General features: G+C 40.0%; 26 protein-coding genes and 1 tRNA gene. 15 read left to right on the plus strand and 12 right to left on the minus strand.

What is annotated here, in order from left to right; all coding sequences use genetic code 11:
* Window positions 1-70: 70 nt before the first annotated feature.
* From AB3G73_RS03640 to AB3G73_RS03655, 4 genes are all read right to left on the minus strand, one after another.
* Window positions 71-466, minus strand: coding sequence for a DUF1573 domain-containing protein (locus tag AB3G73_RS03640; RefSeq protein WP_004300420.1), 396 nt, complete (start codon window positions 464-466; stop codon window positions 71-73).
* Window positions 467-564: 98 nt separating this feature from the next.
* Window positions 565-1,164 carry a DUF4923 family protein gene (locus AB3G73_RS03645; RefSeq protein ID WP_148367220.1) on the minus strand — a complete coding sequence of 200 codons (600 nt, stop codon included), beginning with the start codon at window positions 1,162-1,164 and terminating at the stop codon, window positions 565-567.
* A gap of 15 nt (window positions 1,165-1,179) precedes the next feature.
* Window positions 1,180-1,785, minus strand: coding sequence for a ribosome biogenesis GTP-binding protein YihA/YsxC (yihA, locus tag AB3G73_RS03650; RefSeq protein ID WP_148367218.1), 606 nt, complete (start codon window positions 1,783-1,785; stop codon window positions 1,180-1,182).
* A 7-nt stretch (window positions 1,786-1,792) separates the two neighbouring features.
* Window positions 1,793-3,244, minus strand: a complete 1,452-nt coding sequence (locus AB3G73_RS03655) for a sodium:solute symporter (RefSeq protein WP_367742840.1) — start codon at window positions 3,242-3,244, stop codon at window positions 1,793-1,795.
* Window positions 3,245-3,335: 91 nt separating this feature from the next.
* Here AB3G73_RS03655 and recR point away from each other — a divergent pair, with 91 nt between their 5' ends.
* From recR to AB3G73_RS03670, 3 genes are read left to right on the plus strand one after another with little or no spacing between them, the layout of a single operon-like run.
* Window positions 3,336-3,953, plus strand: coding sequence for a recombination mediator RecR (gene recR / locus AB3G73_RS03660; protein ID WP_195649733.1), 618 nt, complete (start codon window positions 3,336-3,338; stop codon window positions 3,951-3,953).
* 26 nt (window positions 3,954-3,979) lie between these two features.
* Window positions 3,980-4,438, plus strand: a complete 459-nt coding sequence (locus tag AB3G73_RS03665; RefSeq protein ID WP_148367211.1) for a hypothetical protein — start codon at window positions 3,980-3,982, stop codon at window positions 4,436-4,438.
* A complete protein-coding gene (locus AB3G73_RS03670; protein WP_148367209.1) occupies window positions 4,435-4,971 on the plus strand; it encodes a GNAT family N-acetyltransferase in 537 nt (178 codons plus the stop codon). Before AB3G73_RS03665 ends, AB3G73_RS03670 begins: the two co-directional genes overlap by 4 nt.
* Before the next feature lie 4 nt (window positions 4,972-4,975).
* On the opposite strand, the gene AB3G73_RS03675 is transcribed toward AB3G73_RS03670, so the two are convergent.
* Both AB3G73_RS03675 and AB3G73_RS03680 read right to left on the minus strand, forming a co-directional pair.
* A complete protein-coding gene (locus AB3G73_RS03675; RefSeq protein ID WP_234132232.1) occupies window positions 4,976-5,566 on the minus strand; it encodes a YqgE/AlgH family protein in 591 nt (196 codons plus the stop codon).
* A 94-nt stretch (window positions 5,567-5,660) separates the two neighbouring features.
* Window positions 5,661-6,977 carry a pyridoxal phosphate-dependent aminotransferase gene (locus AB3G73_RS03680; protein WP_320978472.1) on the minus strand — a complete coding sequence of 439 codons (1,317 nt, stop codon included), beginning with the start codon at window positions 6,975-6,977 and terminating at the stop codon, window positions 5,661-5,663.
* A 152-nt stretch (window positions 6,978-7,129) separates the two neighbouring features.
* Here AB3G73_RS03680 and AB3G73_RS03685 point away from each other — a divergent pair.
* A tRNA-Asp gene (locus AB3G73_RS03685) sits at window positions 7,130-7,203 on the plus strand.
* A 73-nt stretch (window positions 7,204-7,276) separates the two neighbouring features.
* Here AB3G73_RS03685 and AB3G73_RS03690 read toward each other — a convergent pair.
* Window positions 7,277-8,281, minus strand: a complete 1,005-nt coding sequence (locus AB3G73_RS03690; RefSeq protein ID WP_148367203.1) for a beta-ketoacyl-ACP synthase III — start codon at window positions 8,279-8,281, stop codon at window positions 7,277-7,279.
* Between the two features lie 283 nt (window positions 8,282-8,564).
* Here AB3G73_RS03690 and AB3G73_RS03695 point away from each other — a divergent pair, with 283 nt between their 5' ends.
* Window positions 8,565-8,783 carry a DUF4248 domain-containing protein gene (locus tag AB3G73_RS03695; RefSeq protein ID WP_148367201.1) on the plus strand — a complete coding sequence of 73 codons (219 nt, stop codon included), beginning with the start codon at window positions 8,565-8,567 and terminating at the stop codon, window positions 8,781-8,783.
* A 123-nt stretch (window positions 8,784-8,906) separates the two neighbouring features.
* On the opposite strand, the gene dnaB is transcribed toward AB3G73_RS03695, so the two are convergent.
* From dnaB to AB3G73_RS03710, 3 genes are all read right to left on the minus strand, one after another.
* On the minus strand, window positions 8,907-10,298 hold the full coding sequence (dnaB, locus tag AB3G73_RS03700; protein WP_148367199.1) for a replicative DNA helicase: 1,392 nt from the start codon (window positions 10,296-10,298) through the stop codon (window positions 8,907-8,909).
* 8 nt (window positions 10,299-10,306) lie between these two features.
* Window positions 10,307-10,924: a hypothetical protein gene (locus tag AB3G73_RS03705; RefSeq protein WP_367742859.1), complete on the minus strand. Its 618-nt coding sequence runs from the start codon at window positions 10,922-10,924 to the stop codon at window positions 10,307-10,309.
* Window positions 10,925-11,187: 263 nt separating this feature from the next.
* The gene (locus AB3G73_RS03710; RefSeq protein WP_148367195.1) at window positions 11,188-11,490 is read right to left on the minus strand and encodes a DUF4248 domain-containing protein; all 303 of its coding nucleotides are present in this window, start codon (window positions 11,488-11,490) and stop codon (window positions 11,188-11,190) included.
* A 232-nt stretch (window positions 11,491-11,722) separates the two neighbouring features.
* Here AB3G73_RS03710 and AB3G73_RS03715 point away from each other — a divergent pair, with 232 nt between their 5' ends.
* The 9 genes from AB3G73_RS03715 to AB3G73_RS03755 all read left to right on the plus strand — a co-directional run bounded on the left by AB3G73_RS03715 (window position 11,723) and on the right by AB3G73_RS03755 (window position 21,617).
* Window positions 11,723-12,130, plus strand: coding sequence for a hypothetical protein (locus AB3G73_RS03715; RefSeq protein ID WP_148367194.1), 408 nt, complete (start codon window positions 11,723-11,725; stop codon window positions 12,128-12,130).
* Between the two features lie 112 nt (window positions 12,131-12,242).
* Window positions 12,243-12,650: a hypothetical protein gene (locus AB3G73_RS03720; RefSeq protein WP_148367191.1), complete on the plus strand. Its 408-nt coding sequence runs from the start codon at window positions 12,243-12,245 to the stop codon at window positions 12,648-12,650.
* A 3-nt stretch (window positions 12,651-12,653) separates the two neighbouring features.
* On the plus strand, window positions 12,654-13,958 hold the full coding sequence (locus AB3G73_RS03725; protein WP_148367189.1) for a DUF3440 domain-containing protein: 1,305 nt from the start codon (window positions 12,654-12,656) through the stop codon (window positions 13,956-13,958).
* Window positions 13,955-14,497, plus strand: coding sequence for a ParB/RepB/Spo0J family partition protein (locus tag AB3G73_RS03730; RefSeq protein ID WP_148367187.1), 543 nt, complete (start codon window positions 13,955-13,957; stop codon window positions 14,495-14,497). The genes AB3G73_RS03725 and AB3G73_RS03730 overlap by 4 nt, the downstream gene beginning before the upstream one ends.
* 425 nt (window positions 14,498-14,922) lie before the next feature.
* Window positions 14,923-16,737 carry a DUF4906 domain-containing protein gene (locus AB3G73_RS03735; RefSeq protein WP_367742863.1) on the plus strand — a complete coding sequence of 605 codons (1,815 nt, stop codon included), beginning with the start codon at window positions 14,923-14,925 and terminating at the stop codon, window positions 16,735-16,737.
* 11 nt (window positions 16,738-16,748) lie between these two features.
* Window positions 16,749-17,321, plus strand: a complete 573-nt coding sequence (locus tag AB3G73_RS03740; protein WP_148367183.1) for a DUF3575 domain-containing protein — start codon at window positions 16,749-16,751, stop codon at window positions 17,319-17,321.
* Between the two features lie 4 nt (window positions 17,322-17,325).
* Window positions 17,326-18,843, plus strand: a complete 1,518-nt coding sequence (locus AB3G73_RS03745; protein ID WP_367745412.1) for a DUF3868 domain-containing protein — start codon at window positions 17,326-17,328, stop codon at window positions 18,841-18,843.
* A gap of 38 nt (window positions 18,844-18,881) precedes the next feature.
* Entirely contained in the window at window positions 18,882-20,528 is a 1,647-nt protein-coding gene (locus AB3G73_RS03750) for an Mfa1 family fimbria major subunit (RefSeq protein ID WP_148367181.1), read from the plus strand.
* A gap of 132 nt (window positions 20,529-20,660) precedes the next feature.
* Complete coding sequence (locus tag AB3G73_RS03755; RefSeq protein WP_258980500.1) at window positions 20,661-21,617, plus strand: FimB/Mfa2 family fimbrial subunit; 957 nt, start codon at window positions 20,661-20,663, stop codon at window positions 21,615-21,617.
* Window positions 21,618-21,713: 96 nt separating this feature from the next.
* Here the strand turns inward: AB3G73_RS03755 and AB3G73_RS03760 are convergent, their stop codons facing one another.
* Window positions 21,714-22,673 (minus strand): hypothetical protein, encoded by a 960-nt coding sequence (locus tag AB3G73_RS03760; protein ID WP_195649788.1) that lies wholly within the window; start codon window positions 22,671-22,673, stop codon window positions 21,714-21,716.
* Window positions 22,674-22,910: 237 nt separating this feature from the next.
* Window positions 22,911-23,870 carry a hypothetical protein gene (locus AB3G73_RS03765; protein WP_148367177.1) on the minus strand — a complete coding sequence of 320 codons (960 nt, stop codon included), beginning with the start codon at window positions 23,868-23,870 and terminating at the stop codon, window positions 22,911-22,913.
* A gap of 200 nt (window positions 23,871-24,070) precedes the next feature.
* On the opposite strand from AB3G73_RS03765, the gene AB3G73_RS03770 reads away from it, so the two are divergent.
* Window positions 24,071-25,000 carry a UDP-glucuronic acid decarboxylase family protein gene (locus AB3G73_RS03770; RefSeq protein ID WP_148367176.1) on the plus strand — a complete coding sequence of 310 codons (930 nt, stop codon included), beginning with the start codon at window positions 24,071-24,073 and terminating at the stop codon, window positions 24,998-25,000.
* The last annotated feature ends 8 nt before the right edge of the window (window positions 25,001-25,008 follow it).

The following is a 25,008-nucleotide window of genomic DNA, read 5'->3' on the forward strand; positions in this document are numbered from 1 at the left end:
TCCGTCCTCAAAGTAAACAAAAAAAAAGGAGAACCGAAAGATTCTCCTTTATGTAATAGTCTATTTTTTCCTACTTTGCATCTTTTGCTGTCATATCGCCCTCGATATACAATCTTACCATCTCTGTTTTGGCATTGGTACGCAAGGTGATTGATTTTTTGAAATGTCCCGGATATTTGCCTGTTCCGTTATAAGTCACCTTGATTGTTCCCTTTTTGCCCGGCATGATGGGCTCTTTTGTATATTCAGGTACTGTACATCCGCATGAGGCTACAGCTTGATGGATTACCAAAGGAGCATCACCGATGTTAGTAAAGGTAAATGTGCAACTGACAACCGGACTGTTTTCAGAAAACTTACCGAAATCGTGAGTTGTTTTGTCAAACTTGATATCTGCATTTGTTTGCGCAAATGCAAAGCTTACACCCATTACTAACAGGGTCATTAAAAAAAGTATCTTTTTCATTTTTCCTTCTCTTTTTGATTACGAATGCCAAAGATAATGCTTTTTCCCCTAAAATATACTTTATAGAGTGCGAAATAGTATTAAACGGTTCTCTTTTGCTATTTTGAGAGTTGGAATCCCAGCATCATTCCGTCGTAATTTTCAGCGAGTGAACTAACTGTTTTCAGTGCGGTACTGTTGCTTTTGCTGCCGATGAAAGTCATCAGTTTCAGTAGCTTGTCCGAGTTGAACAGTAATTCCAGTGAACTGGAGCTGCAATTCACTTTTGCATGCAGATTCAGCAGTTTCAGATATTTCAGATCTACTTGTTTGGTTGAAGCATTGTAAGAATAAGTTCCTTTCAATGTTTTCTTACCCACTGTGCTGGTGAAAGTGCTGTCGGCATTGAAGGTGAAGCTCATCTGACCGTCTTTAATACCTATTTTGCTTAATTGCTCATTCAGTTTGCTTTCAGCCATAGTAGCTGCGGCTGCTCCTCCTGCTTTCATCAGCAAGTTGTCCGATTCGAATTCTACAGCCGAACCTTTGTAGTTCCATGTTCCGGTCATATCAATAGACTCGGTATTTCCAGTTATGGCATTCACTACCTTTGAAATGTTGTCCTTATTCAATAAGTCTGACCATGATTGTGCTTGGCTGTTAGTCGCCATTAGCATAAATACTGCCATTAAGGCAATCGATAAAAAACTCTTTTTCATTTTCATTCTTTTTTTTCATTTAGTGTTGAGATTCTTGTTTATGTTTTCGATGTAGTTGAGTATGTCTGTACGCCCCAAACGGTCTTCCGAGGAAGAAATGAAGTGAGGAGGGAGTTCTTCCCATTGCTTACTCAACTCACGTAAGTAGGCATTGATATTCATTTTTAAGCGTCCACCTTTGAGTTTGTCGGCTTTGGTGAAGATGATGGAGAAAGGGATACCGTTCTCGCCCAGCCATTCCATAAATTCCAGGTCTATTTTTTGAGGTTCCAGCCGACTGTCTATCAGGACGAAAAGATTGGTCATTTGCTCCCGTTCCAGGATATAATCTTCGATTATGGTACGTATCTGGTCTTTTCCTTTTTGTCCGCGTCGGGCATAGCCATATCCAGGAAGGTCAACGAGGTACCAGTTCTTATTGATAAAGAAGTGGTTGATTAACATTGTTTTTCCCGGAGTGGCGGAAGTCATAGCCAGTCCTTTACGGTTAGTCAGCATATTGATAAGACTTGATTTTCCCACATTTGAACGGCCTATAAAGGCATATTCCGGGAAAATTCCGGCCGGGCATTTCTTCACGTCCGTATTGCTAATCACAAATTCAGCACTTGTTATTTCCATCTTCTTGTCATTTATTTCTTTGTAGCTCCTTTTTAGACATAAACACTAAGCCCGCAAAGGTAAGCGTTCCATTTAACATTAGCAATTCATAACCAAATTTATATCCGGTTTCTTTTCCAATCCACCAGTCGGCAAGATAACAGAGTAGTGGTGAAAGGATGGCTATCAGAGGGACCCATCGGTCATTTGTTTGTCTTCGGGTAAAGAGTCCGAAGGCAAACATTCCGAGTAGGGGACCGTACGTGTAGGAGGCGATGATATATATAGCGTCAATTACACTTTTGTTATTGAGCATTTCTACCAGGCAAATGAAGAATGCCAATAAGATTGATAGCAGTAAATGTACCTTATCCCTTTTGCGACGTGCCACTTCTTCTGTGTCTTTTTCCGTATTCAGCAGGTCTACACATACGCTGGTTGTCATTGCTGTCAGAGCGGAGTCCGAGTTACTGAAAGCTGCTGCGATAATACCGATTGTGAAGAGTATTAATACGGGTTGACCTAGATAACCTTGTGCTGCAAACATGGGTAGTATATCATCATTCATTGCCGGTAGCTCGAGCTGCATTTGTCCTGCTAGTGCTATCAATAGAATTCCCAGACATAGAAAAAGGAAATTTAGTGGGATGAATGAGAAGCCGTAGCAATACATGTTTTTTTGTGCTTCCCGAAGGTTCCGGCAAGAAAGATTTTTTTGCATCATATCCTGATCCAGTCCGGTCATCACGATAACGATGAAGATACCGCTGAAAAACTGTTTGAAGAAGTTTTGCCGCGATACCCAGTCGTTAAATACAAAAATACGGCTATGTTCACTACTTTGGATTGTTTGGACAATACTGTTAAAGTCAAGGTCTAATCTTTGGATCGTAAAATAGATGATAAAGATCAGGGCGGCAATCAGGCAACATGTTTGTAAGGTATCTGTCCACACGATGGTCTTTATTCCGCTTTTATGAGTATATATCCAAACCAGTGTAACAGAGCCGACAGCAATCAGCCAAAAAGGGACATGCATTTCTTGAAATACATAAGTATGTAGAATGAGGCAGACCAGATAAAGTTTGGCTGCGGTTCCCAGCATGCGCGATAATAGAAAGAAAAAAGAGCTTGTGCGATAAGCACGCAATCCGATACGGTTGCCGATATACCCGTAGATGCTTGTCAGATTTAGTTTATAATATAAAGGGAGTAAGACGTGAGCCACAACCATGTACCCGAAAAAAAATCCGAGTACCGTTTGCATGTAAGTCATATCCATTCCGCGCACCATTCCCGGTACAGAGACAAAAGTGACTCCGGAGATAGAGGCGCCAATCATTCCGAAAGAGACTATATACCAAGGTGATTGGTTCTCTCCCTTGAAGAACGCTGCATTCGATCCGCCCCTGCGTCCGGTGATACGGGCTATTAGTAGTAATACCGCAAAGTAGCAAATAATAGTGACAAGTATCATCATAACAGATGCAAAGGTAGTAATTTTTGTAGGTATTAAAAACAATAATCTGTATCTTTGCAAGGTTTTATCGATAGAACAGCAATTATTATCTATGAATCAACAATATCCTTCTATACTGCTTGAAAAGGCAGTCGGCGAATTTTCCAAACTTCCGGGTATCGGGCGTAAGACAGCCATGAGGCTTGTCCTGCATCTGCTCCGTCAGGATACGGCTACTGTGGAAGCTTTCGGGAATTCTATCATTACTTTGAAACGTGAGGTGAAGTATTGCAAAGTATGTCATAATATATCCGATACTGAAACTTGCCAGATTTGTGCCAATCCGCAACGGGATGCTTCCACTGTCTGTGTGGTGGAAAATATTCGTGATGTAATGGCAGTGGAAGCAACCCAGCAGTATCGCGGACTTTATCATGTCTTGGGAGGAGTTATCTCTCCAATGGATGGAGTCGGACCGAGTGATCTTCAGATTGAAAGTCTGGTGCAGCGGGTAACTGAAGGTGGAATCAAAGAGGTCATTCTGGCTTTAAGTACCACGATGGAGGGTGATACTACCAACTTCTACATCTATCGCAAGTTGGATAAGCTGGGCGTGAAACTAAGTGTAATTGCCCGTGGTATATCTGTTGGCGATGAACTTGAATATGCCGATGAAGTAACTCTGGGACGCAGCATTGTGAACCGGACACTTTTTACCGGAACAGTATAATCATTATTAATTATTTAAGAACGAACATGGAAGAACAGATAAAACGAGCTGTTAGAAATTTGAATATTAGTTATGTTTTCTTTTGGGTGCTCCCGGCTTTTTTGCTTGGAGCAGGAGAGTTTGAACTCTTTCCCGTAGGAGGTTTGGCAGATAATGCACAAGCTATCTACTATTTTGAGACAATCGGCATTTTGCTCACAGCTTTGTGTGTGCCTCTTTCTCTCAAATTGTTTAGCTTGGTGCTTAAAAAGAAGATAGATTATATGACTATCACGCTTGCTTTGAAGCGATATGTGCAATGGAATATTGTTCGTTTGGGAGTGCTTGAAGTAGCTATTGTAGTGAATCTTTTGTGTTACTATCTGACATTAAGCAGTACGGGCAATCTCTGTATGCTGATTGGTTTGACGGCATCACTTTTTTGTCTTCCCAGTGAGAAAAGATTACGTAACGAGCTTCACATAGCAAAAGACGAAAAACGATGAGACAGTCTTTCTTAATGAACGAACGTATTTATCTTCGTGCAGTGGAACCGGAAGATATGGATATTATGTACGAGATGGAAAATGACCCTTCCATGTGGGACATTAGCAATTTTACGGTTCCCTATTCCCGTTATGTGCTTCGTCAATACATCGAAGGCTCACAGTGCGATGTGTTTGCCGATAAGCAATTGCGGCTGATGATTGTACGCAAATCTGACCAGTGCATACTCGGTACAATTGATATTACAGACTTTGTACCTCTTCATTCGCGGGGAGAAGTAGGGATTGCCGTCCATAAGGATTATCGGCAACAAGGTTATGCTACTGACGCATTGAAATTACTTTGTGAATACGCTTTTGATTTTCTGTCTTTAAGTCAGCTCTATGCACATGTCATGACGGATAATGAAGTATGTGTAAAACTGTTCACCTCTTGTGGTTTCGTTCAATGCGGAATCTTAAAAAACTGGTTGCAGGTGGAGGGCTGTTACAAAGACGCATTGCTTCTCCAATGTTTGAATCCTAAGAAATGAGATACTAATTGAGGGTGGGCACTTGTGGGAAACGTGACCACGTTTCATACTTGCTGCCCAATTTCTCTAAAGCTTTCCGCCACATATCTTTAATATTGTTTTTCATCAGATATGATTTTTCTTCCTCGGACACCAGCCAAGTGTTTTCTCTGATTTCGTTACTCAATTGTTCGCTATCCCAGCCGGAATATCCCAAGAAGAAACGAATGCATTCACTGATTTTATTCCCTTGTAATATATATTTCTTTATTTCATCAAAATCTCCATTCAGATAAAGCCCTTTACTGATAGAAATGGATCCTGGTATATCAGATAATGTGTGGAGATAAAATAAGGTGTCAGTGGCAATAGGTCCACCTTTGTATAGAGGAATCTCATCCAAATATTTAAATTCCATGATGATATCATTAAGGAGTAATGGCAGTTGCTTGTTGATCACCAATCCCATACTTCCTTCATCCGTATGATCGACCAGTAAAATTACGGATCTGCCAAACGTTGCGTCACGCAGAAAAGGTTCCGATATTAAAATCTTTCCTCTCGATGGCAACACATTATTCGATTGAATCTTAAATATGTCAGAGTCGATATTCATGCCACTAATGTAAGAAAAAAAACGGAATAACAATCGTTCTTTCCGTTTTTTTTCATTTTAAGAATGGCTTTTATGAATATCTCATATCAAATAATCAGGCTATCGGATGATTTTCAGCAAATAGTTTCATTCTTTCATCCAGTTGAGCATATTGGTGTTCTTTAATAAAAGAGGTACACGCGCGTAATCCTTCCTGATGGCTTCCTGTAGTTACTAATGAGATAGCGCTTACTCCGTAGTACATCAATTCTTTCGCCAGTTCGCCACTGGTCATTCCCGGATATCCGATGGTGAAATAAAATCCGTCTGCAATCGGGTCGCCCAGATCGTTGTCATATACCAGATGAAAACCGTGACGGAGGAAGATTTCTTTTAATTTCTGTGCTCTTTCACCATATATCTTCACTTCGTTGAGGAAATTATATTGTCCTTCATTGGCGGCTTTCAGCATGGCGGCCATGGCGAACTGTGCAGAATGGCTGGTTCCTGAAGAAAGCGCATAAAGCACACGGTGAATGAAAACTGTTCCGAAAGTTCCGCCACCATATCGTTGGGTCAGTCCCGGATAGCTTCGGTGGTATAGTTTATCAGAGATGCAGCTTACACCGATACGTTGCCCGGCGTAGCTGAATGCTTTCGAGCCGGAAATCAGCAATACGTAATTGTCCGTATAATGGGCAACCGATGGTTGGAAAGGAGGTTGATACGGCTTGCTTAAATCTTGGCGGAAGTCCATGGCAAAATAAGCCAAATCCTCCAGAACAATCACATCATACTGTGTTGCCAATTCACCGATAATCCTCAATTCTTCTTCTTTCAGGCAAATCCAGCTGGGATTATTGGGATTTGAATAAATGATGGCTGATATATTTCCTTTTTTCAGATAGCTTTCCAGTTTCTCTTTCAGTTTTTCTCCACGGTAGTCATACACATCAAATGTTTCAAACTTTTGTCCCATTACAACCAACTGCTGTTTCTGTACCGGAAACCCCGGATCGATAAACAAAATCGTATCTTTCTTTTCGTCACATTGGCTGCAAGTAAGAAATGAAGCGAATGTACCTTGCATGGAACCGGTGACAGGCACACAACCTTCCGGACTTAAATCAACATTGATGAATGCTTTGATAAAGTTGGATGCCTCTTTCTTTAGTTCCGGCAATCCGTTGATATCGGGATATAGGCTGGCAATGCCATTTTGTAACGCTTCAATTTCCGCTTTCACGCCTACTGCGGAAGGGGGAAGTCCCGGAACACCCATTTCCATTTTAATAAATTCAACTCCCGATGCTGCTTCTGCTTTTGAAGCAATAGCTTTCACTTCACGAATGGTAGCTCTGGAAAAATCGACAATTTGAAACTCATTGATGGTTTCATCAATCAGATGTCGCTCAATTGGTGTATTTTTCATTCTATTTTCTATTTTATTAGTAGCTGCAAATGTACACGATAATTCTTAATAAACCCACTTTTTCAGAAAAAAGATACTGAAGCTATTGCAGGTTTCAAAAAAATATCTACCTTTGCATCCGCAATCGAGAGAGATGCTAAAGTGAATATTTTGGTGCGTTAGTTCAGTTGGTTAGAATACATGCCTGTCACGCATGGGGTCACGGGTTCGAGTCCCGTACGCACCGCATTAGGAAATAAAAGAATCCTCTGATTTACTAGAAATCAGAGGATTTTTTATTTTGAAGATAGCGAATATCGCTATCCCTTTTTTCCATCATATCCCCATTTCACATAGATGGCTCCCCATGCAAATCCTGCTCCAAATGCTGTAAGAATTAGATTATCTCCTTTTTTGAGTTTATCTTCGAAATCCCAGAGGCAGAGTGGGAGAGTACCGGCGCTAGTGTTACCATATTGTTCAATGTTGACCATGACCTTTTCGACAGGAACTTCCAAACGTTGTGTTACGGCAGCGATAATACGTTGATTAGCCTGATGGGGAATTACCCAGTCGATGTTGTCTTTGCTAAGATGGTTTCTTGCAATGATAGATTCACAGGCATCAGCCATGTTGGATACTGCATATTTGAATACAGTACGCCCTTCCTGATAGATATAATGCATTTGATTATCCAATGTATAATAAGAAGGAGTACATACAGAGCCACCCGCTTTAATGTGCAAAAAAGGCAATCCCTTACCATCTGTTCTTAACACAGCATCCATAATACCTAAATCTTCAGTGGTAGGTTCAAGCATGACAGCTGCTCCGCCATCACCGAAAATAGGACAAGTTGCACGGTCGGTATAGTTTATTATTGACGACATCTTTTCAGCGCCTACAACTACCACTTTCTTATAATTTCCGGAACGGATAAAATTGGCTCCAGTCTCCAGTGCATATAAGAAACCGCTGCAAACAGCTTGCATGTCAAAAGCAAAAGCTCTTTTCAGCTCCAGTCTTTCACATAAAATAGAAGCCGTGGAAGGAAAACGATAGTCAGGGGTTGTTGTGGCTACAATTATCAGATCAATATCATCCGGATTTGTTTGGGTGCGTTCTATTAACTGTTTGACAGCTTTACGAGCTATGTAAGAAGTTCCCAGTCCTTCCTCTTTCAAAATATGTCTTTCCTTAATGCCGATACGCCCCATAATCCATTCGTCGGTAGTATCTACCATTTTGGAAATCTCATCGTTGGTCAAAATGTAATCGGGTACATATCCTCCGACTCCTGTAATTACTGCGTTTATTTTTTCCATTCGTTTTATCTAGTTTTGGTAAATTGAAAAAAGGAGGTTTGTTCTGAGAATAAAAATGCGGGCGCAAATATATGGAAAAGAGACCGAATTCCAATAGTAGTTTGTGAAACTGTAGCCTTTTTAATTAATAAAAAGGAATATTTGACCAAATTTCGTTTTATTTTTAGCAGGCGATTTTTGTTAAAAGTAATGTGCAGTAATAGTCAGTTATTCATCGGGAAAAGCATTGTATATGTGAAAATATTTTGTTAATTTTGTAGATATAAATCAAAGCATATTCATCATGAAAGAATTCACAATACGTGCCTATGGCCGTATGGAACTGGCATTACTTTATTCTCCCGAACTTACCGACATCGCTGCTTACCGAAAAATGAAAAAATGGATCCAATTATGTCCGGGGCTTTTACAACGCCTGTATGACTTGGGCTACCAGCCTAACTGCCGCTCTTACACACCACTGGAAGTAAGAGTCATTATAGATGCATTGGGAGAACCATGAGACCTGTAAAAAAGGACAGTTGAAACATGAAAAATGAAGAGATCGTAAAGCGGCGCTTTGCATGGCCTAAAGCATAGCTTTACGACCTCTAAAGCTTAGCTTTAGACCTTACAAAGCACTATGCTATTTTACGGGTTCAGCAGTCGTGTTCTTTTTCATCCAATCTATTCCGGGCACGTAATCTTCCAACTTCGTCATACTCGGGTCATGTCTGAAATAAAGCTCACGTGTTGTCCCATTACGGTGTTTGACAATATCCATTACACCCAGCCCTTCGGTAGGGTACGTACTCTTACGGTCTGTAGTACGTCCGGAGAGGGCAGGACGGGAAAGCATCAATACGACGTCAGCATCCTGTTCGATAGCTCCACTCTCGCGAAGATCGCTTAAGTTGGGACGGTTGTCGGGATGTCCTTCTACATTACGGTTTAATTGACTGAGTAGTATCACAGGTATATTCAACTCCTTTGCCAGCATTTTGGCCTTGCGACTGGCTTGTGCCACTTCCTGTTCACGATTGCGATTGTGCTGGTCGCTTTTCATGTCACAGAGTTGCAAGTAATCGATAATGACACCATCGCATTTACCTTTGCTTTGCAGCAGTTTTGCAGAAGAACGAACGTAATCCATGCTTACAGACGGATTGTCGTCAATATGGATGGGTAGACGGGAAAGTTCGGTGGATGCCTCGTGTACTTGTCGTAGTTCACTGGGAGTCAGTTGTCCGCTGCGGAGATGGTCGGGGTTCACTCCTGTAGTAGCAGCCAATAACCAGCGATCTCCCAAACGCTCACCTAACATTTCAAGACTATACACAGCGATATGATAACCGGCAGAAGCAGCGGTACGTGCCAGATGCAGCGCGAATGCCGTTTTACCTACTGCAGGACGGGCAGCAATAACGATCTCCTCACCGGGTTGCCAGCCGCATGTCAGCCGGTCAAGGTCGGCAAATCCTGTAGGCAGTCCTGTAACACCGTTCTTGTTATTGGCCATGCGGACCTCTATCAATTTTATGGTATCCTCCATAAGTTGCAACATGGAACGGAGATGTTCGGCAGTACCACATTCATTTTCTAACCGGTCGAGGAGGGTATGGGCATCTGTCAGCGTATCGTCTATATCAGTTGTTTCATCGGCTGCCAGTGCGAGCAGTTTGTGGAATCCCAAAATTGCTTCACGACGGATATATTTCTGTTTGAGAATCCGTGCGTGATATTCCAAGTGTGCACTTGACACTACACGTGAACTGATGCGCACCAGTGTATAAAGTCCTCCTATCAATTCGAGCTTGCCACGTCGGGCAAGTTCTTCTTTTACAGTCATGATGTCAATTGCCTGACCGGCATGATACAGACTCTGCAGGGCAGCATAAATCTCACGATTCGTTTCAGTATAAAACACTTCCGGTCGCAATATGCTCACAACCAGTGTGATGGCTTTACTTTCCAGCAAGCAGGCGCCGAGTACGATTTCCTCGAGTTCGACGTCCTGCGGGTTTGTTATTTCACTCATTTTCTTTTCTAATAATCATATTCATTCATAAATGCTTTATTTGACAGATAGGAAGCCGCCTGCATACAATACTTGATATCTGTTAGATTATCATAATACTCATCAATATGATTCAGGCTAAGACAACGTTCGTTGACAGATAACTTTTTCCATTCCCGGCGGGCACGGCCGATATTGGTTTTAGGCTTCCGGGTAATCTCATGAAATTTTTCCCAAAACGCATCGAAAGTGATGCCGTCAGCTTCGGCACGGATGCTCTCGCGGCGTTTCTGCCCGACCAGCAGATCGTAGTCGGGTATACGGATATGAGTGATATACGGATTAACCACCCTTTCAATAATACCTTCATCATACATCTTATTAAAAAAATACCGTGTGCGGCTGCGTTTCCACCCAAATAGTTCTGCCCAGTGGGCAATGGAGATTATAGATTCACCCCGCCGGCATTGAAAGGTGTAATGGTGGATGTGGCACTCTACAGTGCTATAATTGACATGGGTTAATACCAGAATAAACGCGTCAAAATAACCCGTTGCACCTTTAGTCACTTTTATTTGCTCCTCGAATAAGACTTTAGGGAAGAGGAGATATCCCTTTTTTAGCATTTCTGCTGTAGATTTAATCATGCTTCATATTATTTTAATTCGCTGCGAAGGTAGCCTGGTCGGTTGAGTTGTACAATTTTCAGGTTATAAATGGCTAAATATTGTAATTTTGGCTCATGTAACGATTGCTCTGATTGTGTGCCAATATTTTGAACCTTCCAGAACGCCCTCCTGCATTCTCTTTAAACGCCCTGCTAAAGGGGGAAGCCGACTTGCTATTTCTGCACTTCGACCACCCCTTAGTCCATTAATATATAAATAAGAAAAGAATGTATTAAAATACATTATATCTTTTTCTTCATTTTCGGGACAGCGAGATATGAATTCTTTTTTATCATTTCAGATACTAATGAAGGCATTCCCCAGAACCTTACAATAATGGCAATTTGCTGCGGAGTGAGTGTCGTAGTATGCGGGGTGAATCCCGCTTCCGTGAGTTGGGACAGTAATACCGCATGTTCTTTGATGGTCCGGCGGAATGCTTTCACCGCTGAACAATTATACTGATAGTTGGGGAAATAAGCTACTGCCACCTCGGACAGTACGTGGCAACCGTGAAGCAGCCAGTCAAAAGATTGATTATCCATTGTTTAAAATATTTTAGTACGCCGCAAAAATACAACTCATTTCATTGGATGGAAAAACCGTTTTTCTGATACTGGTAATTTAAATGTGAAATAAGTACGAATATTTTTAAATAAAAATCTAATTATTTAAACAATCTTCTCTATATTTGCATTCGAAATTAGATTTTATACGGCGATTTTGTCGATTAATAATCAGTAATGTAAAACCATTTATATATAACTAAATTTTATAATGTTGAAAGGAATAGGTCTAATAAAAGATCGTTTACAACGAAAGCGGGAGCAATACATCCATCAGAGAGAGAAAATGGAACAAATGAAGTGTACAATGCAAAACACCAGTGAGGAAATTGAGCAACTGGAATATGTGCTTAGTGAGATGGAGCATATAGCGGATGCAAATCGTGCGCCACGAGTGATTCCCAATGCCCGGGTGGAAGAGGTGTTTGCATATCTATGCCGGGTGTTTGAGTTTTTGCAGCACCGTTTAAAACTGCATTTCAAATATAAATTGGCATGCGAAGTCATCTTTGCCCGCTATCAGTTTAAAAGTCGGTTGCATACTCCCGGACGGGAATATTTAAGCTTTGCCACTATACTGACTTACTTTAAACGTGAAAGAGGAATGGCGTATGGGTGATTTCAAAAATATTGAAATATAGAGATAATAGTGTGAAAAACAAATGTTTTAGGAACAGAAATGACGGATTTGATATTTTTTCCTTATTTTTGTGTGTCCATTTTTGAATGATATGATACAGATAATACGATTAAAAGGAAAAGACAAACATTTATATCGGCTTTTAGCGCCGATGGTGATGGATCCCGAAGTGATACGCGCAAACAATAATTACCCTTTCAAGACGGGCGAAGAGTATGTGTGGTTCATTGCGATTGAAGATAAAGAAGTGGTGGGCTTTGTCCCCGTGGAACAGAAAAACCGGAAGAAAGCTGTAATCAATAATTATTACGTGAAGGCAGAAGGCACCGTACGGGAGGAAATCCTGTCGCATCTGTTGCCTGCCATTGTTGCGGAGTTCGGACCCCAGAGTTGGTTACTCAATTCGGTCACACTGGTACAAGATAAAGAAACATTTGAAAAGTTTGAATTTGTATCCATGGACAAGAAGTGGACACGGTATGTTAAAATGTATAGATGACTTATGGCGAAAAAGAAAATATTAGGCACAAAGAATGTATATGAACTAGCACAAGAACGACTGAAAGTTATATTTAATGAATTCGATAATATATATGTGTCATTTTCCGGAGGTAAGGACAGTGGGGTATTGCTGAATATGTGCATCGATTATATCCGGAAGAATAATTTGAAGATACGTTTGGGAGTTTTTCACATGGATTATGAAATCCAGTATAAAATGACTATTGACTATGTAGACCGGATGCTGGAGGCCAATAAGGATATTTTGGATGTATACCGGGTGTGCATCCCTTTCCGTGTGGCTACCTGCACCTCGATGTATCAATCTTTTTGGCGTCCGTGGGAGGACAGCAAAAAGAATATATGGGTTCGTTCCATGCCTAAAAAAGCAATGACCAAAGAAGATTTTCCTTTTTATAATACAACCATGTGGGATTATGAATTTCAGATGCGTTTTGCGCAATGGATACATAATAAAAATGATGCAGTGCGCACTTGTTGTCTGATCGGGATTCGTACACAGGAAAGTTTCAATCGGTGGAGATGTATCTATATGAGCCGTAAATTCCAGATGTATCATAAATACAAATGGACTTCAAAAGTGGGGAATGATATTTACAATGCCTACCCTATTTATGACTGGAAGACAACGGATGTATGGACTGCCAATGGAAAATTCCAGTGGGATTATAATGTTTTATACGATCTTTATTATCGTGCCGGAGTCAATCTGGAGCGTCAGCGTGTAGCAAGTCCCTTTATTAATGAGGCACAAGAGAGTTTACAGCTTTACCGGGTGCTTGATCCCAATACCTGGGGGAAAATGGTGGGAAGGGTGAACGGTGTGAACTTTACCGGTATGTATGGTGGTACTCATGCAATGGGATGGCAGTCGGTGAAACTTCCCGAAGGATATACATGGCGCGAGTTTATGTATTTTTTGTTGTCCACTCTGCCGGAGCGGGCGAGGAAGAATTATCTCCGGAAACTTTCGGTGAGTGTGAATTTCTGGCGGACAAAAGGCGGATGTCTAAGTGATGCCACTATCCAAAAGCTGATTGATGCGAAAGTGCCGATCATCGTTATGGACAACAGCAACTACAAAACATTGAAGAAACCGGTGCGTATGGAATATCAGGATGATATTGATATTCCGGAGTTCAAGGAAATACCCACGTATAAGCGGATGTGTGTCTGTATCCTCAAGAATGACCATGCTTGCAAATACATGGGATTCTCACCGACAAAAGAGGAGATGAGTAAAAGAAGTCAAGTTATGGAACAATATAGAATCATAGTATCATGAGTGTAGATAAAAGCCCTGTTTACGAGGTAAAAGCGGTACCCGTAGAAAAAGTATGTGCGAACGATTATAATCCGAATGTCGTAGCACCACCCGAAATGAAGTTGCTGGAACTTTCTATTTGGGAAGATGGTTTTACGATGCCTTGTGTATGTTATTATGATAAGGAGGCGGACAATTATATCCTGGTAGATGGTTACCATCGTTATACGGTATTGAAAACTTCCCAACGAATCTATAAGCGTGAAAACGGTTTATTGCCGATTGTGGTGATAGACAAGGACCTGTCTAACCGTATGAGTTCGACAATCCGGCACAACCGTGCCCGCGGAATGCATAACATTGAATTGATGTGCAACATCGTTGCAGAGCTTGACAAGGCAGGTATGTCCGATCAATGGATTATGAAAAATATCGGTATGGATCGTGATGAATTGTTGCGCCTGAAACAAATTTCAGGACTTGCCGATCTGTTTGCCAATCGCGAATTCAGTATTCCTGATGAGGTGGCTCCTACGGAAACAGAACGCAAAAGCTTATAATCTGATAGCTATATATATACAGAAATTGAACATTTTGTCATTTAGGCACAAATTATACAAGTTATTAAGCTGTTTTATTGTATAAAATGGTCGTTTGTCTTGCTTAATTTGTGCCTGAATTATATCTAAATGACATAAAAAACTATTAGCATATCTTGTTAGTGCAGTTTCAATAAGCGAAACTGTTTTCTTTAAAAAGGTACGCATATCGCAAAAAATACTTTCCATCAACATTCTTCTTTTATAATGCGTAACCCCTTCGACTGTAAATAGCATTAATAGTCTTACTTCTGGAATCTGATTATCTGTATCAGAAATGAATACAATTTTGTATCTCCTTTAATATTCCGAAATTTGCAATATGAGATTTGGATAAAATTTGATATCGCCAGGAATGAGGTGTTTAAGAGGTGTTTAATAAGGTAATGAGAGAGAGTAAGAGATATATAACTGTTTTTTTCTATTTGATTCTTCTTCTATTTATGGTTGGGTGTGAGCATGATGTAAGCACAATGGGCCAAGAGAATGAAGAGGAAGTACTGAAAGAAAAAGTGCAAATAGAGATTTTTGCCAGGGCAAAATCGTACTCTTTGCCTCCGACCAGAGCTTTGGAAAGTGAGGTCGGTAAAACTCCATGGATACTGGTCTTTAAGGGACAGGGGACAGGAGCCACCTTTATAGAAGCTGTACAGGCTTTTGAAATGATAAGCAAGCGATATGTGTTATTGACTGGACAGCCTGCTGGTAACAAATACCAATTACTAATACTTGCTAATCCGTTGGATCAGTTCTATTATGGAAATGCATCTACGGGATATGATTTTAACCAGGCAGCTTTGCTTTCCAAGTTAACTCCGGGAGTGACTACTTATGGGGAAGCTTGTAGCAAGTTACTGACTAAACCATTGGATAGTAATCCGCTTACTACTATACCGTATAGTGGTGATGAAGAGACGATTCCGATGAGTTACCGATTGGAAGTGGATCAAATAGACAATACCACGAAGATAGCCAATACTGATGGAAGTTCATTATTGCTTACCCGTGTGGTTGCTAAGATTGTCATTGTCAATAAAGCATCTAACTTTATTTTGAAAGGAGTGACTGCTGTCATGAATGTACCCCGGCAGGGTGAATTGCATGATGCTGATGGAGCATTAATGAATAATACAGCCAATCTGACAGAGTACCAATATGATGCTGCTTACTCACTTCCTTTGATAAAAGCGGAAACGATTGCAACTGACGTGCAGAGTACAGAGAAATTCCCCATATATATGTATGAGTCCGATGTGCAGAATAATACATATCTTATTATTCAGGGTACTTATGACAATAAAGACTATTATTATAAGATGTCACTGCTCAATAGTAGCCTGCAGGCGATGGATATAGAGCGTAATCATTCATACACATTTACGATTAACAGAGCTAAAGGACCCGGCTACGATACGGTAAGTGATGCGAAGATTGCGAAGCCGTCTAATACTGGTCTTGATTTTGAGATTATGGTAGATGATAGTGAATCTTATGAGATCCTGGCCAATAATGACTATTATCTGGGTGTGAGCAACTCGGTTTTTATAGCCTATTACAGTGGTGAAAATGTGAAGGATTATGATGCCTTTAGTGTGATTACTGACTGTACAAAGGATTTTCCGGATGCTCGGACAATAACAGATAATAAACAGGAAGTATCAGGAGCCTTTCAGCTAAGCGGACCATTTAAAGTGCCGATAGTAACTTCCAATGGAACAAATCCGGTAATAACACCGGTAACAGTTGGAGTCACTAACCAGTTGATGGGTTATGAAGAGGGAATTGATGATAAGAAAAATGCGTATATAACATTAAAACTTGGAAACTTGGAAAAAAAAGTTCATATCAGACAAAGAAAAGCGATTTCCGCAGGAGGAAGCACGCTTAAGTTTATGCCTACTAATAATACCGATCCGGTAGTAAGCGAAATAAACTATTTCTGTCTTACTGGCCAGGTAGAAGAGGGGACTGACAATCCTAAGGAGTGGATTCGTTTATACTCTTCTGCAATGCCGGAAGGACATACAGGAGAAGATCATATTATCGTAGAAGACGGGAGAATATATGTTGAAGTGTTACCTAATACAAGCGCAACTCCCAGATCCGGCATTGTGCATCTAACTACCATGGCGTCTGTTGGTGGTGTTAGTGTAAACTCCGTGCAACGTATAAAATTAGATATTACTCAATTAGGGAAGTAAACATGGTGTTAATGAAGAAAGTAAGTTTACTCATTTTATTCATGCTCGGATGTATTCTTTCCGAGAGTAAGGCACAAAAAGTTGCTCTTAAAAGCAACCTTTTGTATGACGCTACCGCTACCATGAACTTAGGGCTGGAGTTGGGATTGGCACGTAAATGGACACTGGATATCCCGGTCAACTATAATCCATGGAAACCTTCCGATGGCAAACGGTTGCGTCATTGGGGAATACAACCCGAAGTTCGTTATTGGTTTTGCGAACGCTTCCGCCGTACGTTTATCGGAATACACGGGCATTATGCGGATTTCAATGTGGGAGGGTGGCCTAATTGGTCTTTCATCAGCAAAAATATGCAAGAGAATCGCTATCAGGGACATTTATATGGAGGCGGTTTTTCAGTGGGACACTCTTGGATCTTGAAAAAACGATGGAGTATTGAAGCATCTGTTGGAGTGGGATATGCCCATATTGTATATGATAAATATCCCTGTACCACTTGCGGTACGAAGGAGAAAGAAAGTAGTAAGAATTACTTTGGACCTACTAAAGCAAGTGTGTCGCTTATTTATATAATTAAATAGAATGATGATGAAAAGAAATATAGGTTTTATCGTATGTATGTTAGTGGTTTGCAGCCTGAATATAAAGAATGTCATGGCACAATCCCGCTCTTATGAGGGCAACATTGCAGTGAAGCCGGTTCAACTGGAACAAAAAGGAAACTTTCTTCATATCAATATAGACTTTAGCTTGAATAATGTGAAGGTTAAATCGGCGCGCGGAGTGGATTTTATTCCTCAACTGGTATCTCCGGGACGTACTTTGAATCTTCCGAAGGTATCTATTAAAGGTCGTGATGAATATCTGGCTTATGAACGTGAACTTGCTGTGATGAGTGCCAAAGAGAAGAAGACCTATGAGAAGCCTTATGTGGTGGAAAAAGGAAGCAAATTGAGAAATGATACGATTCACTATCGATATGTGGTGCGTTTTGAACCTTGGATGGAAGATGCGCGTCTGGATGTGCAGCGTGATGAGTGTGGTTGTGGTGAAACAGCATTGATGGATGTGGAGCAGTTTGATAAGGTTACGTTGGAACGTGTATTGTTGCCATACGTGGTATCACCTCAATTGGCATATTTGCAACCAAAGGCTGAAGAGATCAAACGTCGTGATATACAGGCAGAGTGTTTCCTTGATTTTGAAGTGAATAAGGTGAACATACGTCCCGAATATATGAACAATCCTCAAGAGTTGGCTAAAATTCGTAAGATGATTGACGAATTGAAGTCTGATCCTAGTGTGAAGGTTAATCGTTTGGACATCATAGGCTATGCTTCTCCGGAAGGGACATTGGCAACTAACAAACGCTTGTCTGAAGGACGTGCCATGGCACTCCGGGAGTATCTGGCGTCCAGATATGACTTCCCAAGAAACCAATATTATATCATCTTTGGCGGTGAGAACTGGGAAGGTTTGGAAGAAGCGCTGAATACAATGGAAATGGAATATAAAGATGAAGTGCTGGACATTATAAGGAATATACCTATAGAGAAAGGAAGAGAGACCAAGTTGATGCAACTTCATGGGGGAGTGCCTTACCGGTATATGCTGAAATATATTTTTCCGAGTCTTCGTGTAGCTATCTGTAAAGTGAATTATGAGGTTAAGAATTTTAATATAGATGAAGCGAAAGAGGTCATTAAAAGCCGTCCGCAGAATTTAAGTCTGAATGAGATGTTTTTGGTAGCTAATACCTATCCGGTTGGTTCGCAAGATTTCATTGATATATTCGAGACGGCTGTCCGGCTCTATCCGAAAGATGAGATTGCTAATATGAATGCCGCTGCTGCCGCCTTGTCGCGTAATGACCTGTCATCGGCAGAACGTTATCTGGGTATGGTATACTCGAATACTAATTTATCAGAATATAATAATGCCATCGGGGTACTAATGTTATTAAAAGGAGAATATGAGAAAGGAGAAAAGTATTTAAAAATAGCTGCCGGATCGGGTTTGGAAGCTGCCGGACATAATTTGGAAGAATTGGCTAGGAAGAGAACAAATGCAGCTGAAATTGAAAATAAAAATAGGGATAAATAAATTAATTACAAACGCTTTTATTAAATTGTAAAAAAACAATGAAGAAAAAAAACTTTTTTATGCTGGCACTTGCTGCTATTGCATTTGCAGCATGTAGTAATGAGGACATCGTTCCTGATGGGGAAAACGGGACTGATGTAACTAACTCTGATGGAGATGCATGGGTGGCTTTAAGTGTACAATCAACCAAAACACGTGCATTGAACAACCCCAATCAAGAAAATGGTACGCCCGATGAAAGTACGATTACTAAGGTTTATGCGGTTTTCTTTGATGGACATACTGATGCAAGTATCGTAACGAAAATTATAGATTTTGGAACAGAGGACATCAATAACCTGCCTAACAGAACAAATGCATTTAAAATACCTTCTAGCTCGGAGGCTGTATTGATTATTGCTAATCCGCAGAATCTGGGTCGGACCATTCAGGAAGGTGATACTTATGAGAATGTAAATAAGGTAATAACGCTTACGGCAGAAACCGAGGTGACTACTGGGGTAGCAAAATCAGGCGGATTTGTTATGACAAATGCTAAAGGTGACCTGGAACCTTCAAAAACGAATGGAGATCCGGAAGTATTGACTTTGTATAATACGCCAACAGCAGCAACAAGCTCTCCTCTGGCAATTAGAATTGACCGTATATCGGCAAAAGTGCGGGTATATGTGAAACCTGACAGTGGTGAAGAACTTAGTGAAACGGCAACTATAGACTCGGATGAAACAGAGTGGTATTTGAACGTGACGAACAAGAAATTCTATCCTGCATCAAAAAGAATGAAGACAGCCATGAATACATGGACTCCTTATGACCAGTATAGTCTCGGTTCGTACAGAATAGATCCGAATTTTGGGGTAGTCAATGACATTGGCGCATGGGATGATGATGATCAAACGGTGTATGCTGGCAACTATTTTTATGTGTCATCTGCTACTAAAAAAGAGGATATAGATTGGAATAAAGTAAATACGTCTGTTAAATACTGTCTTGAAAATACACAGAATCAAACTGATGCTGTAAACTTCAATGTACATGCCTATACAACGCAGGTATTACTGAAAGTAGGTTATGCTCCTACTACTATTACTAACGAGGATGGTTCAAAGGTGACTTTAGCTAATGGAACGGATTGGTTTAACATGAATGGTATATTCTATACTCAAGCTTCGATATTGACTTATATTGAAAAAGAATTGGTCGGTAAATATAAACATGGTAAACCGTCTGAATATGCTACGGATATCACAGATTCTTATAATGAGTATATAAACGCACTTCTTAATACCCAAGTAACGATTCCTGCTGATAAGGATGATGCTAAAACAGCAGAAGAAATGGCAGAGGAACTTACACTGGAGTTTAGCAATCTTGCTACCCAAATTTCAACAGCAAGTAAAGGGGGCAAGAACCTGAAAGGTGTTGAATACTATTCAGAAGGTATTTGTTACTATAAAGTCATGATTAAGCATGATGATAGTCCTACCATCATGAATAAGTTGGGTGAGTTTGGTGTCGTTCGTAACTCTGTTTATGATATTACTGTAAATAAAATAAATAATCCGGGATATCCAATCATCCCCGATCCGGATCCTAGTGCACCGGATGAAGAAGAAGACCGTTACTTGTCTATCAAGATTGAGGTTAATCCATGGACTTGGTACAGTCAAGTTGAACCACTATAATATGAAATTCATTGTTTTAATATAATTTGAGGTAAAGAGGGGACACTCTCTTTACCTTCAAAACAAACAATAGAAAATAGAAAACAAACAATAGAAAACTTTATAGTTTGATAGAATTAGAAGAATAGAAATATGAACCTAAAAAGCCTTGTACGCCATGTCACCTTCGGGATTCTCATCATTAGCTCCTGGATAATGACTTCTTGTGATAACTTTAATGAAGACTTGCCGGAATGCCGTTTGTTTGTAAAGTTCAAATATGACTATAATATGGAATTTGCAGACGCTTTCCATACGCAGGTTGATAAAGTAGAGCTTTATGTGTTTAATAAGGACGGAAAGTTTTTATTTAAACAGGCAGAAGAAGGAAGTTCATTATCGACGGGAAATTATCTGATGGAGGTAGCATTGCCTGTAGGCGAGTATCAGTTTATGGCATGGGCAGGTGCACGTGATTCATACGATATTACTTCGTTAACTCCCGGTGTTTCTACAATTTCCGATCTAAGATTGCAGTTGAAACGCGAAGAGTCTCTTATCATCAATAAAGAGTTGGAAACGCTTTGGTATGGTGAGATTATCGATGTAAACTTTACAGGAAAAAGTCATCAGACAGAGACGGTTAACCTGATAAGGGATACAAAACGGGTACGTTTTATATTCCAGGGTTATACCAATAACTGGGAACTCAACGTGGATGATTATGATTATGAGATTCGGGAATCCAATGGGTATCTGGGGCATGATAACTCTTTGTTGGAGGATGATATGCTTAGCTTCCAGCCTTATCGCAGAGATCAGGTGAATTCTGCTGCTGCTTCAGTAGACCTTAATACGATGCGATTGATGAAGGACCGGAAAACCCGGTTAGTGGTGACGGAGAAATCTTCTGCAAAAAAGGTATTCGATATTAATCTGATTGATTATCTTGCTATGACTAATATGGAGGATAAGAAAATCGGAATGCAGGAATATTTTGATCGCCAAAGTAACTATCATATCGTTTTCTTCATCTCTGATTCATGGCTTGCCATGAGAATCGTGATTAACGGATGGACTGTTTATTCGCAGACAGAAGGAGAATTGTAATATCAACAAATAGAGAGAAACCCCTGAAAGAATGCATAAGTATAGTAAGGGATAAAAAAAGAACCGGCTAAGTTAATTAACTTAGCCGGTTCTTTTTTACAAGGTATCAATTATACTTTCTTGATTTTGTAGAAATATGATACGCTGTGCTTCTCCGCTTTCCGAGATCAGAGTGGAGTGACGTTTCAAAGATAGAATCCAGTCACGTTGCATCTGACAGATATGCGGGCTTTGTGAATCCATAGAATTGATCGAATATATCCGCAATAGACTAATCTGGTAGTTCAGTTTTTCGATGTAGCTGTAAGTCGCTTCGAAGTTTATATTGGATAAATAGAAATACACTTTCCGTCCTTCGCCGAATTCACCTTTACTTGATAACGTTTCTATATACGTCAGTAGTTGATATAGTTCTTCTTTCAGGTTCGCTACATCATTTGGGGTAATCATATGCAAACTGGCAAAGTACTTGATCTCATTGACGAAAGAATGGAAAATACTGGTGTCCCAGATAAAAAAGGTTTTAGGACATTGCTTCACGCTTTCACTCAACTTCTTATGCGCCTGCACGATTTTCTTCTCTACCTGCATATCCGCCAAAGAGTGTGGAGTCTTGATTTGTCCGTGCTGATAGATCCATCGGCTAAGACGAAACTTAGACAGATTCTCGAAGGAAGAATAAAGTGTAAAAGGTAAAAGGTTGGAAGCTGTATATATTTCCGTGCTATTATCTTCTTTTACAAAATCAAATATCTGTAGATAACGATTAAGTATTTCGTAATAGCTATCTATCGCATTAGAAGAATGATGCAGGTTGAGGTCGAAAGTCACCTTGTTAGAATGGTGATCGCCGACTACCTGATCGATAGAAATTCCCAATTTGTGAGATATGATGGCTACTTCTTCTATCGAAAAAGACACCTCACCCCGAAGTCTGCGGTATACAGCTTCTTTGCCCATACATAGGATATCCGCCAAATTACTGGCAAGATTTTGCCCTTTGGGAACCCTCTCTTTCATAACTGTTATTAATTCATTTAGAATACCATTTTTCATTGTCTGTTCCTCGCATTTAATATTAATAATCACTGTGATACATTTTATGCAAAATTAAGGCTTGTAAGTGAAAGATTAGTGTGGAAAAACGGCTATGAGTTATATGCTTATTTTCTGATTGGAAAGAAAATAAAAGAGCGGGGGCATATAATGAAAAAAAGTAGATAATGAGGTTATCTACTTTCATTTATTGTAATTCTATAATTTATTTGCTTCTGTTTTACGAAAAAATGGAAATTAAAGAGTATCAATGATTTCCCGTTGTTGTTTAAAGAAATGGATACGTTGCATTTCACCACTTTCGGATATCAGGGTAGAGAATTTCTTTAATGACTGAATCCATTCTTTTAAACTATGGAATATCTCATGGTCCAGGGTAGTCAAAGAATTGATGGAATAAATGCGTATCAGACTAAGCTGTAGCGAATTGGTTTCCACGTAACTGTATGTTGCCTCAAAATTGATGTGAGACACATAGATACGGACTGTATTGCCATCTTTGGTTTTTCCTCGCATAGCGAGTTCTTCCAATTCGTCTGTAAGTAGAAACAACTCTTCTTTAATCTGCATTTTCGCTTCATCCGAAATGAGATGAACATCAGAGAAGTATTGGATATCATTGATGAGATGCTGGAAAATCATGCTGTCCCAGATATAATCTATGGAATGAATATGACGGGTCATATCCACATAGTCTTTCTGGATATTGAGTAATTTTACCGGAATCTCCAGTTCATCGAAATTGTTGCACTGAATATATTTGTTTTGATACATCCATTTGAAAAAACGGAATTTTGCCAAAAGGTCATATTTCAGATAGAAAGTCTGGGGGATAATATTAGAAGAAGTCCCCATGGTAGACTCCGGATCATCCTGCATCGTATTGATCAATGATGCATATTTATATAAGATATTATAGTAACTTTCAAACGGATCATCATAATCTACGATGTTTATGTCGAACATTGCATTCGATTTGAAGCTGGTTCCTATAATCTTATCCAGCGATATGCCAAGTTTCCTTGAAACAAGGGCTGCTTCCTGTAGTGTGAAAGGTACCTCGCCGCGTAATCTTCTATATACGGCTTCTTTGCCTATGTATAGTGTATCCATTAGTATATCTGCCAGTTTACCTTTTGCCGGAAGCTTTTCTTTCATCGCCTCTATCAGGTTTGTATTAGGGTCATTTATCGTCATAATAGTCTAAATAAAATGTACTTTTGTATTATAAACATTTCACTGTGGCAAGTTGTTTCGGAATTTGAAACTATTTAAATCTTCTTTTTTTTAAAATATCCTCTCCGAAAATTGTTTATTTTAAGCAAATCGGTTACATTTGTGTCCATAAACAAAACGAAGAGACAGCGTCTCTTTAGTAAACAATAGAAAAACTTAGAATGAAAAGAATATTGGTAAGTGGCGGAGCCGGTTTTATAGGCTCTCATCTTTGTACTCGGCTTATAAACGAAGGTCACGACGTGATATGCCTGGATAATTTTTTTACGGGTTCGAAAGATAATATCATTCATTTGATGGATAATCATCATTTTGAGGTGGTGAGGCATGATGTCACTTATCCTTATTCGGCAGAAGTAGATGAAATCTATAATTTGGCATGTCCCGCATCTCCTATCCATTACCAACATGACCCGATTCAAACAGCTAAAACATCTGTGATGGGGGCTATTAATATGTTGGGATTAGCAATGAGGCTGGATGCCAAGATTTTGCAAGCTTCCACGAGCGAGGTATATGGAGACCCGATCGTTCATCCGCAACCGGAAAGCTACTGGGGGAATGTGAATCCGGTAGGTTACCGGTCTTGTTATGATGAGGGGAAGCGTTGCGCAGAAACGTTATTTATGGATTATCACCGTCAGAACAGTGTGCGTGTGAAGATTATCCGTATTTTTAATACATATGGTCCGCGAATGTTACCGAACGACGGCCGGGTTGTTTCTAATTTTATTCTTCAAGCGTTGAATAATGAGGATATAACTATATATGGTGATGGAAAACAAACACGTAGTTTCCAATATATTGATGATTTGATTGAGGGAATGATAAGAATGATGAATACGGAGGATGGGTTTACAGGACCTGTGAATTTGGGGAATCCGAATGAGTTCCCGGTGTTGGGACTGGCGGAAAGGATCATTAGTCTGACTGGCTCATCTTCGAAAATTGTATTTAAGTCTTTGCCGGATGATGATCCGAAACAGCGACAACCGGATATTACATTGGCTAAAGAGAAACTGGGTTGGCAGCCTACCATTGAACTGGAAGAGGGGCTGAAGCGTATGATTGAATATTTTAAAAATGTCTGAAGCATAAA

The organism is Bacteroides sp. L008, assembly GCF_040812255.1.
Taxonomy (GTDB): Bacteria; Bacteroidota; Bacteroidia; order Bacteroidales; family Bacteroidaceae; genus Bacteroides; species Bacteroides vicugnae.

Excerpts from the sequence above, each read along its gene's own strand:
- AB3G73_RS03740 (WP_148367183.1), top strand. The coding sequence starts at position 16,749 with ATGAAGAAAGTAAGTTTACTCATTTTATTCATGCTCGGATGTATTCTT.
- AB3G73_RS03760 (WP_195649788.1), bottom strand. The coding sequence starts at position 22,673 with ATGAAAAATGGTATTCTAAATGAATTAATAACAGTTATGAAAGAGAGG.
- AB3G73_RS03705 (WP_367742859.1), bottom strand. The coding sequence starts at position 10,924 with ATGATTAAATCTACAGCAGAAATGCTAAAAAAGGGATATCTCCTCTTC.
- AB3G73_RS03725 (WP_148367189.1), top strand. The coding sequence starts at position 12,654 with ATGGCGAAAAAGAAAATATTAGGCACAAAGAATGTATATGAACTAGCA.
- yihA (WP_148367218.1), bottom strand. The coding sequence starts at position 1,785 with ATGGAAATAACAAGTGCTGAATTTGTGATTAGCAATACGGACGTGAAG.
- AB3G73_RS03715 (WP_148367194.1), top strand. The coding sequence starts at position 11,723 with ATGTTGAAAGGAATAGGTCTAATAAAAGATCGTTTACAACGAAAGCGG.
- AB3G73_RS03765 (WP_148367177.1), bottom strand. The coding sequence starts at position 23,870 with ATGACGATAAATGACCCTAATACAAACCTGATAGAGGCGATGAAAGAA.
- AB3G73_RS03730 (WP_148367187.1), top strand. The coding sequence starts at position 13,955 with ATGAGTGTAGATAAAAGCCCTGTTTACGAGGTAAAAGCGGTACCCGTA.
- AB3G73_RS03720 (WP_148367191.1), top strand. The coding sequence starts at position 12,243 with ATGATACAGATAATACGATTAAAAGGAAAAGACAAACATTTATATCGG.
- recR (WP_195649733.1), top strand. The coding sequence starts at position 3,336 with ATGAATCAACAATATCCTTCTATACTGCTTGAAAAGGCAGTCGGCGAA.
- AB3G73_RS03670 (WP_148367209.1), top strand. The coding sequence starts at position 4,435 with ATGAGACAGTCTTTCTTAATGAACGAACGTATTTATCTTCGTGCAGTG.
- AB3G73_RS03655 (WP_367742840.1), bottom strand. The coding sequence starts at position 3,244 with ATGATGATACTTGTCACTATTATTTGCTACTTTGCGGTATTACTACTA.
- AB3G73_RS03675 (WP_234132232.1), bottom strand. The coding sequence starts at position 5,566 with ATGAATATCGACTCTGACATATTTAAGATTCAATCGAATAATGTGTTG.
- AB3G73_RS03710 (WP_148367195.1), bottom strand. The coding sequence starts at position 11,490 with ATGGATAATCAATCTTTTGACTGGCTGCTTCACGGTTGCCACGTACTG.
- AB3G73_RS03770 (WP_148367176.1), top strand. The coding sequence starts at position 24,071 with ATGAAAAGAATATTGGTAAGTGGCGGAGCCGGTTTTATAGGCTCTCAT.
- AB3G73_RS03695 (WP_148367201.1), top strand. The coding sequence starts at position 8,565 with ATGAAAGAATTCACAATACGTGCCTATGGCCGTATGGAACTGGCATTA.
- AB3G73_RS03665 (WP_148367211.1), top strand. The coding sequence starts at position 3,980 with ATGGAAGAACAGATAAAACGAGCTGTTAGAAATTTGAATATTAGTTAT.
- AB3G73_RS03690 (WP_148367203.1), bottom strand. The coding sequence starts at position 8,281 with ATGGAAAAAATAAACGCAGTAATTACAGGAGTCGGAGGATATGTACCC.
- AB3G73_RS03755 (WP_258980500.1), top strand. The coding sequence starts at position 20,661 with ATGAACCTAAAAAGCCTTGTACGCCATGTCACCTTCGGGATTCTCATC.
- dnaB (WP_148367199.1), bottom strand. The coding sequence starts at position 10,298 with ATGAGTGAAATAACAAACCCGCAGGACGTCGAACTCGAGGAAATCGTA.
- AB3G73_RS03640 (WP_004300420.1), bottom strand. The coding sequence starts at position 466 with ATGAAAAAGATACTTTTTTTAATGACCCTGTTAGTAATGGGTGTAAGC.
- AB3G73_RS03645 (WP_148367220.1), bottom strand. The coding sequence starts at position 1,164 with ATGAAAAAGAGTTTTTTATCGATTGCCTTAATGGCAGTATTTATGCTA.
- AB3G73_RS03745 (WP_367745412.1), top strand. The coding sequence starts at position 17,326 with ATGATGAAAAGAAATATAGGTTTTATCGTATGTATGTTAGTGGTTTGC.
- AB3G73_RS03735 (WP_367742863.1), top strand. The coding sequence starts at position 14,923 with ATGAGAGAGAGTAAGAGATATATAACTGTTTTTTTCTATTTGATTCTT.
- AB3G73_RS03680 (WP_320978472.1), bottom strand. The coding sequence starts at position 6,977 with ATGAAAAATACACCAATTGAGCGACATCTGATTGATGAAACCATCAAT.
- AB3G73_RS03750 (WP_148367181.1), top strand. The coding sequence starts at position 18,882 with ATGAAGAAAAAAAACTTTTTTATGCTGGCACTTGCTGCTATTGCATTT.